4 protein-coding genes and 1 pseudogene are annotated in these 13,305 nt (G+C 61.0%); 2 read left to right on the top strand and 3 right to left on the bottom strand.

Going from position 1 to position 13,305, the window contains the following annotated elements; translation table 11 throughout:
- Window positions 1-63: 63 nt before the first annotated feature.
- A complete protein-coding gene (locus PI91_RS05265) occupies window positions 64-624 on the top strand; it encodes a YceI family protein (RefSeq protein ID WP_021241981.1) in 561 nt (186 codons plus the stop codon).
- Here the strand turns inward: PI91_RS05265 and PI91_RS05260 are convergent.
- The 3 genes from PI91_RS05260 to PI91_RS05250 are packed head-to-tail and all read right to left on the bottom strand — an operon-like array spanning window position 616 to window position 2,469.
- Window positions 616-1,407, bottom strand: coding sequence for an anti-sigma factor (locus PI91_RS05260; protein WP_039265581.1), 792 nt, complete (start codon window positions 1,405-1,407; stop codon window positions 616-618). The genes PI91_RS05265 and PI91_RS05260 overlap by 9 nt on opposite strands.
- A complete protein-coding gene (locus PI91_RS05255; RefSeq protein ID WP_039265580.1) occupies window positions 1,404-1,961 on the bottom strand; it encodes an RNA polymerase sigma factor in 558 nt (185 codons plus the stop codon). The genes PI91_RS05260 and PI91_RS05255 overlap by 4 nt, the downstream gene beginning before the upstream one ends.
- Window positions 1,942-2,469 carry a tetratricopeptide repeat protein gene (locus PI91_RS05250; RefSeq protein WP_023294382.1) on the bottom strand — a complete coding sequence of 176 codons (528 nt, stop codon included), beginning with the start codon at window positions 2,467-2,469 and terminating at the stop codon, window positions 1,942-1,944. The genes PI91_RS05255 and PI91_RS05250 overlap by 20 nt, the downstream gene beginning before the upstream one ends.
- Before the next feature lie 762 nt (window positions 2,470-3,231).
- Here PI91_RS05250 and PI91_RS05245 point away from each other — a divergent pair.
- A pseudogene (locus PI91_RS05245) lies at window positions 3,232-13,295 on the top strand (BapA/Bap/LapF family large adhesin).
- Window positions 13,296-13,305 lie beyond the last annotated feature (10 nt).

Below are 13,305 nucleotides of genomic sequence, written 5' to 3'. Positions count from 1 at the left end.
TTTCTTCGAATATAATTAGCACCTCAGGCGTTTACGCAGTGCGCACTTATCGGAGAAACCACTATGTATCGCCTTTTGGCCTTTCTGACCGTTCTGCTGTTATGCCCTTCCCTGCATGCTGCCCCAAAAAGCTACCTTATCGACACCGAAAACACCGCCATTCGGCTCTCGTGGCATGCCTTCGGCGGCATCCTCTCCTGGGCGACGTTCAGCGGCGTGACGGGTGCCGTAACGCTCAATCCGGATAACGACGTTGACGACCACATCCACGTCACCATTCCCGTGGCCACCCTGGTGGCCTCAAACACGCTGCTCACCTGGCAATTAAAAAGCGACATGTTTTTTGATGCGGAGCACTACCCGACCATCGAGTTCATCAGCTCTCGCGTGGTCGACCAGGGCGCCGGACGGTTCAGGGTGTTCGGCACGCTGACCGTGCGAAACATTGCCCGGCCGGTGATCCTGGAGGCCGCGGTGAAAGACCCGCATGCGCAGGCCCTCACCCTGGATGCCACCACCGCGATATCACGCGCGTCCTACGGGATGGATAAGTTTGCCCTGGTCGTGGACGATCGTATTGCCATCGCCATTGCGATACAGACTAACAAGGTGCCGTCATCCTGAGAACACGCGCTGCAGCCGCTCAGCGTTTCCCCGCAGGTGAGACGGCGGGTTGCGGCCAATCAGGACAAACTGATAGCCCGCCTCCTGCCACCACGCCAGGTTCATGCTGTGCCGCTGCTCCTGTTGGAGCGAGACCGTCGTCTTCTCATCAACAGGCGAAATACAGAGGGCCATCGGGCCGTAGTCGGCGTTGATCCAGGCTATCTGCGCGATAGACGTCGTTTCATAGCGCAGCATGCGCACCATTTTAAGCTCTGCCCCCTGCAGGGTAAGCTGCGACAGGTTTAGCGTCATGCCGATGTCCTGCGCGGCCCGTTCCAGCCCGCGCTGCAGAACCGGCGTTGCGCTGTCCATATCCAGCAGCGTCTCGACGCTGTACAGGGACATATATTGCGCTTCGAGGTCGCGGATATGGGCGTTCTCATCCGCAGGCGCAGCTGAGGGACGCAGCAGATACCCCAGCCCGGAACCCACCAGCAAAAAGCTGGCCGAGGCGGCGATCAGCGCCCGTCGGCTGACGCCAGCCGCCGTCGAGACCTGCGGGTCGGGAAGTGCCGCGAGACGCGCCTGCATCCTCTCAAGAGGCGCATCATCCAGCAGGGAGGCAAACGCCCCGGCGTAATCCTGGCTGCTTTTCATCAGTTCGTCGGTTCGCCCGGCGAGGCGTTCGTCACATTTTAACTGTTCTTCAAATAACTGCGCGTCGGCGCGGCACATCTCGCCATCTATCCAGGCCACGATGGCGTCGTCGTTATAGGGCGGTGCAAAACGGTGCGCGTTCAAGAGCGTTTCTCCTTTACCGGAGGCAGTGCGTCAGCGGATTTGGCAAGCCGAGCCCGCGCCGTCGCCAGTCGGCTCATCACGGTACCGATCGGCACCGCCAGGGTCTCCGCCGCCTCCTGGTAGGTAAAGCCTTCGACATAAACCAAAAATACCGCGTTGCGCTGGGCTTCGGGCAGCGCATTAACGCGCTGCATCACCTTCAGGTAATGCAGGCGCGTCTCATCCTGTTCGCGGGTGTCGGGCGCCAGCAGCTCGTCGCTGGGGGCAAATCCCTGCCCCTGGCGAACGTGTCGTGCCCGAAGCTCAGAGATCCAGATGGAGTGCAGGATCGCGAACAGCCATCTGTCGATGCGCGTGCCAGGCATATACTGGCTGCTTCTTTCAAGCGCACGCACGCAGGTGGACTGAACCAGCTCTTCGGCGATATCCCTGTTTCGCGACAGCACCAGCCCATAGCGCCAGAGGCGCGGCAGGTGTGCGGCAAGCTGTTGACGAACCTCACGGGTTGCGATGGGTTTTCCCTCCACGAGAAGATCAGGATTCCGGGTGTCCATTAATGGCGGCCTGCAGGTCACGGTACTCCTCGCAGGACTGGCCACAGATTCCGGCAATCACCTTCAGCTGTTCTTTAGCGAGATCCGGGCGTCCTTTCACCATCCACGCTTCACCGAGATACTCCCGGGCTTTGGCGTAATCCGGGGCGATAGCCAGCGCTCGCTGGTAGTAACCAATCCCTTCGTCCGTGCGACCCAGTTTGCGCGTGGCGAACCCGCGATAGTTCCACGCTTCAGCCGTGTTGCCATTTTTCAGCGAATCAAGCAGATTCAGCGCCGCCTGGTACTCCCCTTTCTTCGCGAGATGGTATGCGTAGTTGGTTTTGTCCTGGTCGCTGAGGCTGCTGCTCTTGTCCGGCACGCATTTCTGCGTGGCGCTGTCATACACCTGTCCGGAAGGACAATCAGGCGTTTTGCTCTCGGTACTATTATTGCCCATGGCCAGCGCCAGTGGAGACAGCAGGGAAAAAATCAGCACCGGGATCAAACGAAACGAGGTCGTGTTCATACAAAACTCCAGGGTAAGTGGGGAGTGACGTCAGTAAACGTCCGGCTGACGATTTTTATTCATTCTTCGGTGAATTTTTTTACTGTCCTGAAGTCCTGCCCGCGCCTCAGTCCCAAAGAAAATAAATCAGCTTATTTTCTCTTTGCTTGCCCGTTATTATTGCTTACGCGTGATAGCAGAGTTTTAACCCTGTACAAGAATATATTTCATTACCTCGATGACATAATATATCTTACATCAAAAACGTTACCCTAACTTAAACACACGTTAAGCCCGCTTAAACAATAACGCTTAACATGTTATTTAAAATGATCCCTACCAATTATCATACCGGGTCGTAAACGTTAAACAACAGCGCCATCACAATAAATAAAAAATATGTAAAAACAAAAAGATAGAAAAAGGTAATTATAAAATACATCAATAGATTAATGCCCCCTTCATTGTTTGCGCTTTTATTTACGAAAGCTTAATTTGCACAACACGCATTTTCTGTCTATATCATTTTTATATTCCAGAAACCAATTCCTCTATTAATTACAGGGTTTTATAAAATACAAAACACCCATTAAAACGTTTTTTCTTAAGTCATTAGATTCGCTCTGATGTTGCCACTCTGACGCATGGCGGGCATCGTGCGCGCTGAATTCTACGGTGAGAGCTGCTTTATAACAGCAACTACGCCGGGGGCGCCCTTTACCTTCAGCAGAGATGGCTCGTCTTGCTCGCCGTTCATGACACTTCTGCTGGAGTAATAACAAAATGAGCCAAATCTCTGTTATTTCAAAACTTACTGGCGTAGAAACGACCCTGGAAGGCACACAGGTTACGCTGAACCATTCCTCTGTCGTTGAGCTTCACGTCGAGCGAGCGAGCGTCTCCCACTTCGCGCGAAGCGGTAACGACCTGCTGGTGACATTGCACTCCGGCGAGGTGATCACCCTTAAAAACTTCTATGTGGCGGACGCGCAGGGCGTGAGCCAGCTGGTTCTGCAGGACAGCAACGGCGCATTATGGTGGATTGAAGATCCGACCGGGGCCGCCACGTACGAATCTATCGCGTCCACGGACGTGCTGCTTGCGGCGTCAGGAAGTGACGCTGGTGGCGCCGCCATCTGGCCATGGGCCCTGGGTGGTATTGCCGCTGCAGGGGGCATCGCGGCCGCGGCAAGTAGCGGCGGCGGTGGCGGCGGTGGTGGCAGCAGTAACAATTCGGCCGATCCGGATACGACTGCACCAAATGCACCTTCCGGCCTTAAGTTCTCCTCAGACGGTAAAACCGTCACCGGTTCCGCCGAACCCGGCAGTACCATCACGCTGAAAGACGCGAACGGCAACGTCATTGGTACAGGAAAAACGGGCAGCGACGGCAACTTTAGCGTCTCCCTCGGGACACCGTTGACCAACGGCGAGCAGGTAACCGCCACCGCAACGGATAACGCCGGGAATATCAGCCAGGGTTCAAGCGTCACCGCACCGGATCTCACCGCACCCGATGCACCAACGATTGGCAGCGTAATCGACGATATCGCCCCTCAGACGGGGACGGTGATCAACGGCGGCAGCACCAACGATCGGCGGCCGCAGCTCTCCGGCACTGCCGAAGCGGGCTCCACCGTGACGATTTATGACGGCGGAATAGCCATTGGCACCGCGGTCGTCGCCAGCAATGGCACATGGACATTCACCCCGTCCGTCGACCTGAATGAAAGCACCCACCAGATTACCGTACGGGCAACCGACGCCGCCGGCAACACCGGACCAGCCTCACCGGTATTCACCCTCACCGTCGATCTCACCCCTCCGACAGCGCCCACCGCGATTGTGCTGCTCGACGATACGGGCCTTATCCGAGGAACAATCACGTCGGGCGTGCCTACCGATGCCTCGCAGCCGATCCTGGCGGGAACGGGCGAACCCGGTGGAACCATCACCATTTACGATAACGGCGTGGCGATTGGTACAACGACGGTGCTGCCTAACGGTACCTGGAGCGTTACCCCAGGGGGCCCGCTCCCGGACGGAACGCACTCGATCACCGTCACTGAAACCGATGCCGCCGGAAACCAGAGTACGGCCTCTGAGCCTATCATCTTTACCGTGGACACCACGCCGCCGTCAGCCCCAGGAAACCTCGTGGTGTCGAATGATGGCGGTACCATCAGCGGCATCGGAGAAGCAGGCAGCACGGTGACCATCCGTGAAGGCGATTTCACCCTTGGCACAGTGGTTGTTGATAGCCAGGGGAACTTCAGCCTGACGCTGAGCCCGCCGAGGATCAACGGCGAAATCCTGACCGCTGACGCCACCGACACGGCGGGTAACACCAGTCCGACCACCTCCGCGGCGGCACCGGACATTACCCCGCCGCAGACCCCGGTCATCCTGTCGGTGATCGATGACGTGCAGGCCACCACCGGCCCCGTGGCCCAGAATGGGCTGACCAACGACCGGGCACCGACCGTGAACGGCACGGGCGAGGCAGGTTCGACCATCACGATTTATAACGGCAGCGATGCCCTCGGTACGGTGGTTGTTCCCTCCTCCGGCCAGTGGAGCTTTACGCCGCCCACACCGCTGACCGACGGCACCTGGGTGCTGACCGCGAAGGCGACGGATCCCGCCGGTAACCCGAGCGGGATATCAAACACGTGGACAATTAACGTTGACGGGACGGCACCTGGCGCCCCGGTGATTTTACAGGTTGTAAACGATATACCAGGGCAGACCGGCGCGATCGACGTGAACGGGACCACCAACGACGCCACCCCGACGCTCAGCGGTACCGCTGAAGCAAACGCGACGATCAGCCTGCGCGTGGACGGTGTTGAAATTGGTACAACCGTTGCCAATGGCCTCGGCGTATGGAGCTTTACCCCTTCCTCCCCAATCGGTGAAGGCCCCCACGCTCTGACCGCCGTCGCGACCGATGCGGCAGGCAACCCCGGCCCCGTCTCCAACACCTGGACTCTGACGGTTGACAGCGTCGCGCCTGCGGCGCCGGTCATTACCCAGGTGCTGGATGATGTGCCGGAGCGCCTCGGCGCGCTCAATTCTGGCGACAGCACCAACGACACCACGCCAACGCTCAGCGGCACGGCTGAACCGGGCTCAACCGTTACCATTCGCCTGGATGGTGCCAATCTTATTACGATCCCGATCGACGGCAGCGGCACCTGGACCTATACCCTTCCCACGCCGCTTGACGAAGGTCCTCATACCTTTAGCGTCGTCGCCACCGACGCGGCGGGTAACACCAGCCAGCCGTCAGACGACTTCACCCTGAACGTCGATATCACTGCGCCAGCGGCGGCCACCATCGCCACCGTGATCGACGACGTCGGCGGCGTACAGGGTTCGCTCAACAGCGGCGATACCACGGATGACACTCGCCCCCTGCTGCAGGGCACTGCCCCTGCAGACACGGTGATCACCGTCTATGACGGCACGACTCTGCTTGGCACCGCCATCCTCAACGGCAGCGGCGGCTGGAGCTTCACGCCCGTGACCCCGCTCACCGACGGTCCGCATTCCCTGACGGTGCACGCCACGGACGCCGCGGGCAATACCACCATCTCAACGCCATTTGAACTGACGGTGGATACCGTTGCGCCTGCCACGCCGGATATCCCGGCCATTACCGTCAATCCTGACGGCACAGCAACGCCGCTGAATCCGGGCGAAACCACCCGCGACACCACGCCGACCCTGAGCGGTACCGGCAATCCGGGTGATACCGTGACGATCTACAACGGCGGCGTCAAACTTGATGATGTGCTCGTGGACAATAACGGCAACTGGACATGGACACCAGCCACCCCGCTACCTAACGGAACCTATGACATCACTCTGACCGTCACCAACATGGACGGCACGGGCAACGAAAGCGCCCCCTCTCAGCCGGTCACTATCACCATTGATACCGAGGCGCCGGCTACGCCTGCGGCACCGATCGTCACCGACAGCGTCACCCAGATCACCGGCCCGTCCCCAATGGCGGCACCACCAACGATCCGCGCCCGGTGCTGAGCGGCACCGGTACGCCGAACGACGTTATCAACATCACTGACACCGTTAACGGTACACCGACCGTTGTGGGCACCGTCACGGTAGACAGCAACGGCAACTGGAGCTGGCGTCCTGGCAGCGACATTGCCGAGGGCAGCCACGCCTATACCGCCACCGCCACGGATGAAGCGGGCAACGTCTCTGACCCGTCGTCAGCGATTACGATCATCGTGGATACCCAGGCGCCGGATACACCGGTGATTAGTGCAGTGGGCGGCGCGCCTGATGGTGGCTTTATCACAGATACCACGCCGACAGTGGGCGGAACCGGGGTTAACGGTGAGACGGTGATCGTCTACAACAACGGCGTCGAATTGGGCCGTGTCGTGGTGGTGAACGGAGAATGGAGCCTGACGCTTCCAGCGCAAACGGACGGCCCGCTGAACATTACCGTGGCGGGCGTGGACGCAGCGGGCAACCTCAGCGCGCCGAGTTCGGTCTTTACCGTCACGCTCGACACCGTTGCGCCCGGGATACCGCAAATTAATGCGGTCTCAGACAGCCAGCTCACCAACAACGTGCTCTACACCCGCGACGGTACGCCGACCCTAACCGAGACCGGCGAGCCCGGCACTAACGTTATCGTCTCCGTCGACGGTACCGCGTCAGGTGTGCCGATCACGATCCAGCCGGACGGCAGCTGGAGCTGGACCGCAGGCACAACGCTCCTGGATGGTTCGCATACCTTTACTGTCTCGTCAGTCGATCAGGCAGGCAATCCGTCAAACGGTTCAGCGTCACTGAGCGTGACGGTGGATACCCAGGACCCAACCGCACCGGGCAATCTTAGCCTTGCTCCAGAAGGTACACCGCTGACCGGTACCGCCGAAGCAGGCGCACTCATCACCGTTAAGGATAGTGGCGGTAACGTCATTGGTACCGGGGTGGCGACCGGCGGCAGTTTCTCCATTGCGGTCAGCCCGGCCCCGCAGGATGGCGCGACCCTGACCGTGACCGCGACCGATGCTTCCGGACGTACCAGCGTTGATGCAACTTATAACGTCACCGGTACGCTTCCGAATCTTCCTGACGTACCCGTGATCGTGGCCATCAACGATGACGTCGACCCAATCATTGGCGACGTGAAAGGCAAAACGACCAACGACACCACCCCAACCCTCACCGGTACGGCTCAGGCGGGAAGCCAGATCGCTATCTACCTGGACGGTGGCGTGACGCCCGTCTCGACGGTCACTGCCGACGGCAGCGGCAACTGGAGCTATACCCCAGCCGCGCTTGGCGAGGGGCTGCACACCTTTGAGGTGACCGCGACCCTCAACGGCCAGACCAGCGGCCGCTCTCCGGCGGCCAGCGTCACCGTTGACCTCACCGCACCGGGCACGCCAACTATCGGCGCGGTGATTGATGACGTCGGCCCGGGCACCGGCCCGCTGACCAGCGGCCAGACCACCAACGACAACCAGCCGACGCTCACCGGCACCGGCGCGGTGGGCGATACCATCTCGATCTACAACAACGGCGTGCTGCTGGACAGTGTGGTAATCGGCAATACCGGCACCTGGAGCTACACCACGCCTGTCCTGGCAGAGGGCAATCACGTCCTGACCATCCGCGAGACCGATCCGGCGGGGAACCAGAGCGGTCCTTCGGCGGGCTTCACCGTCGTGGTGGATTCCGTTTCCGCCACGCCGGTCATCACCAACGTCACGGATAATGTAGGCAATGCCGCCACCACGGTGGTCAGCGGTGGTCTCAGCAACGACGCCACGCCAACCCTTTCGGGGACAGCGGATGCAAACAGCGTGGTGACCATTTTCGACGGCGGCACCCAGATTGCCGTGGTCACGGCTGACAACACGGGTACCTGGACGTTTACTCCTGATACCGCCCTCGGCGAAGGCTCGCACAGCTTTACCGTCCGGGCGACCGATCCGCAGGGCAACCTCAGCGCGGTCTCCGCCCCCTGGAGCGTGGAGATTGACCTGACTGCACCGACGGTTCCAACGCTGGATAATGTGAACGACGACGTCTCTGGCGGCGTCCAGGGTAACCTCACCAGCGGCCAGGTGACCAACGACAGCACCCCAACCATCAGCGGCACCGGGCTGGCGGGCAGCACTATTCACATCATGAATAACGGCACGCAGATTGGTACAACGACCGTTGACGGAAGCGGGAACTGGTCCTTTACGCCGACCGCGCCGCTGGGCGACGGCAGCTACGCCCTGCGCGCGTATGCAACGGATACTGCAGGCAACGCCTCGGCGAACTCATCGGTCTTCGCTTTTACCATTGATACCGCAGCCCCCGGCGTGCCGGTGGTGACCAGCGTGGTTGATGATATCGGTCCGGTCACCGGAACGCTCACGTCGGGCAACAGCACCAACGACGCGCGTCCGACCTTCAGCGGCACGGGCGAAGTGGGTTCTACCGTGCACGTGCTCGTTGATGGCAACGAAATTGGCACGGCGGTGGTCAATGCCCAGGGCAACTGGAGCTTCACCCCGGGCAGCGATCTGGCCGAAGGTCCACACGCCATCACCTTTAACGGGACCGATGCGGCAGGCAACACCGGCGCCACAACGGCACCGTTTAACCTGACGGTCGATACGGGCGTGCCGTTAGCGCCGGTCATCTCGACCGCGGGTGACAACGTGGGCAGTATTCAAACCCCGCTCTCTTCCGGGCAGAGCACCGACGACACCACGCCGACGCTGAACGGCACCGCGACCGCCAACGCCACGGTCACTGTTTATGAGAACGGACAGCCGGTCGGCACCGTGCAGGCGGACGGCACCGGCGCATGGAGCTTTACGCCATCAGCGCCGCTGGGCAACGGCAGCCATACCTGGACCGCCACGGTCATCGATGCAGCGGGCAACGTCAGCCCGACCTCGCCGGGCTTTACCCTGATTGTTGATACCGCGGCACCGAACGCGCCGGTTATCAGCCAGGCAATCGACGACGTGGGCAGCATCACCGGCCCGCTCACGTCCGGGCAGACAACCGACGACACCGTACCTCGGCTTGTTGGAACCAGCGAACCGTTTGCCACCGTGAAGATCTATGAGGGCACCACCCTGGTCGGCACGGGCACCGCGGACGGCAGCGGCAGCTGGAGTATCTTGCTCACCACCACGCTGGCGAGTGGTCCGCACAGCTTTACCGCGCAGGCCACGGATGCGGCAGGCAATACCAGCGTGTCGTCCACCAGCTTCAGCCTCACCGTCGACACCACGCCGCCTGCGCTGCCGGTGCTGACCAGCATTCTGGATGACGTGGGCAACGCGGCGACGCCGGTTGCCAACGGCGGGGTCACCAACGACGCGCAACCAACCCTCAGCGGCACGGCGGAAGCCGGGTCGACGGTGAAAATCTTTGATAACGGCGTACAAATCGGCAGCGTGACGGCGACCGGCGGCGCGTGGAGCTTTACGCCATCTCCGGCGCTGAGCAACGGCGCGCACACGTTGACCTTCACCGCCACCGATGCGGTGGGCAACGCCAGCGCCCCCACCGCCGGATATGTCATTAACGTCGATACCCTCCCGCCAGCCGCGCCGGTCATCAGTTCGGTCATTGATGATGTCGGCAGCGTCACCGGGCCCGTGACCGGTACGAACCCGACTAACGACACCCGTCCAACGCTGAACGGGACTGCCGAAGCGAATGCCACGGTCCGGATCTACGACGGCATCACGCTGGTGGGCACGGTCACCGCCGATGGCAGCGGCAACTGGACCCTGCCACAAACCACCACCACGTTGACGCAGGGCACGCATAACTTTACCGCTACGGCCACCGATGCGGCGGGCAACACCAGCGTGGCGTCAGCCGTGACGACGATTATCGTCGATACGACCGCGCCAACGGCGCCGACCGGCACCTTCAACGCCGACGGTAGCATCCTGACCGGGAGCGCGGAGGCGGGCAGCACCGTCACTATCCGCCTTGCGGACGGTTCAACGGTGACCGCCATTGCGGGCAGTAACGGCACCTACAGCTACACCTTCATTAACAAACAGATCGAAGGTCAGACGCTGCAGATCACCGCGACCGACGTCGCAGGCAACACCTCCCTGCCGGGCTCTGCCCTTGCGCCGGTGGTGCCGCTCTCCGCCAGCAATAACGTTGAAGAGCTGAACCTCAGCACCACGGCGCCCGTCACCAACAGCCAGTACAGCGACTACGGCTTCCTGCTGGTCGGCGCCGTGGGCAATGTCCTGACGCTGATCGGTAATGACACCGCGCAGGTGAACTTCACGGTGGGCAACGGCGGCAGCGCGGACATCGTGGTAAACGCCAACGCCACGGGGGCGGTGCTCTCTCTGCTCAATACCCTTGAGCTGGTGGTGCAGCACTACGTCAACGGTGTCTGGACAACCGTGGTGGATACCGGCCAGCCGCAGTTTGCCGATCTCCTGACCCTCGGCGCCACCGGCGTCTCGCTGAACCTGACCGGGCTGGCCGACGGCAACTACCGCGTGCTGAGCTACAACACCAACCTGCTGGCGACAGGTTCCTACACCAGCCTCGACGTGGCGGTGAAAGAGACCGGTCCGGGTACGGTCACGGGCGATACCAGCCTCAACGGCAACGTGATCCTCGATACGGACCCGACCGCCGGCAGCGACAACGCGCCGGCCGGCACCACTATCTCCACGGTCACTAACGCGCAGGGCGTGACCACCAGCGTGAACGCCGACGGCACGGTGATCCAGGGCAAATACGGTACGCTGACCATCAACCGCGACGGCAGCTATACCTACAACCTGACTGATACCAGCGCCGCGGTCGTTGGCCGGACGGAGAGCTTCACCTACACCATCACCCATAACGGCGTCAGCGCGTCGGCAAACCTGGTGCTGTCTCTGGGTGCCGGTACGGTCATCAACGGCATTGTGGCAGTGGACGACACGGCCTCGCTGACCTTTGACACCACCGTGAGTGAGGTGAATAACGGCGCCTCGTCTCAGAACGGTTTTACCCTGGTGGGCATTAATCTCGGCAGCACGCTGGGGCTTAACCTGCTGGACGACCTGACCAACCCGATTATTTACAACGTGGAGGAAGGGACGACCCGCACCATGACCATCCAGGCCTCCGTGGGCGGCGTGGCGCTGGCATCGGTGTTCGATCTGTACGTCTATAAGTTCAACAATGCGACCCAGACCTTCGAGCAGGTTCGCGTCGAGTCGGGCTGGCTGCGCGCGCCGCTGCTGGGGGGCACGTCACCGCAGCTGACGCTGAACCTGCCTGCCGGGGAGTACCTGTTCCTGCTGAATACCGCGTCCGGGATCACCGCCCTGACGGCCTACACGCTGAGCGTCCTGCAGGACCATGTCTACAGCGTGGCGAGTATCAGCGAAACGACCACCGGCGACGTGCTGGCGAATGACCCGGTTCCAGCGGGTACGCTGGTTACCGAAGTGAATGGCGTGACGGTCAACAGCAGCGGCACCACCACCATTCAGGGGGAATACGGCACGCTGACCATCAATGCGTCCGGTCAGTACACCTATACCCTGAGGAGCGGCGTAGGCGCGGACCATATCAGCACGCCGGATACGTTCGTCTACACCGTTACCGCGCCTGACGGCTCGAAGGATACGGCATCGCTCAACATCACCCCAACCGCGCAGGCAATGAATGCGGTCAACGATGTCAGCGCCACGATGGACCTTACCTCGGTGCACCACACGTCGGTCTACTCGGATACCACCGTGGGCATCGCCAGCTGGACCACGGCCCTGCTCTCGTCAACCCAGGGCAGCGGCAGCGGAACCTTCGTGGTCGACCCGAACACCGCGCTGCACAACGCGTCGCTGCACTTTAGCGTGGCCTCGCTGCTGGCGCTGGGCGGGCTGACGGTGAACTGGACGATTAGCGATGCCAACGGCGTGATCCGCAGCGGCTCCTTCAGCGGCGGCTCGCTGCTGGGCGGCAGTATCGACGTCCCGCTGACCGGGCTGGATCTCAACGCCGGGACCTATACGCTGAGCTTTACCGGTAGCGTACCGGGGCTCAGCGTCGGGACCATCACCATCACGCCAAGCGTAAACGGCACCACCTACTCGCTGAGTAATTTCGACGTCACCGGCAGCCACACCGTCAACGGCAATATCTTTGACGGCACCGACTCTGGCGGCGTGCTGGATCAGCTCCACTCGGTGGATACCCGTCTGAGCGTGACCGGCTACAACGGCGTGACCACCACGCTGGATCCGTATACCGGCAGCGCAACGGTGAACATTGTCGGCCACTACGGCACGCTGGCGATCGGCGCTGACGGCCATTACACCTACACCCTGAACAGCGGGGTATCGCTCTCAACCATGACGTCGAAGGAGACCTTCAACTACACCCTGACCGACTCTGCCGGAAGAACGGATACCGCTACGCTGACCATCAATATGGCGCCGCAGTTCATCAGCTCGGAACATAACGACGCCATCACCGGTACGGCCTACGGCGATACGCTGATTTACCAGGTGCTGAACAGTACGGTGGGGAATGCCACGGCGGGTAACGTCAGCAGCGCCGGAGGCGATCACTGGACCGGGTTCTCGCTGGCGCAGGGAGACAAGATCGACATTGGCGATCTGCTGGTGGGCTGGGACGGTAATACCGCCTCGTTGGGGAATTATATCCATGTCACACAAAGCGGTAGCAACACTGTGATCTCCATCGACCGTGATGGTGCAGGGTCCACCTACACTAATACTGCACTCGTTACGCTTGATAACGTTCAGACCACGTACGACGAGCTTGTTAACCAGCAACACATCATTACCTGATAGCACCTGC

The sequence above is a fragment of the Enterobacter sp. FB genome, assembly GCF_000805795.1.
Classification (GTDB): domain Bacteria; phylum Pseudomonadota; class Gammaproteobacteria; order Enterobacterales; family Enterobacteriaceae; genus Enterobacter; species Enterobacter roggenkampii.
The sequence above is the reverse complement of the archived record's forward strand: the minus strand, read 5'-3'. Positions and strand labels throughout refer to the sequence as shown.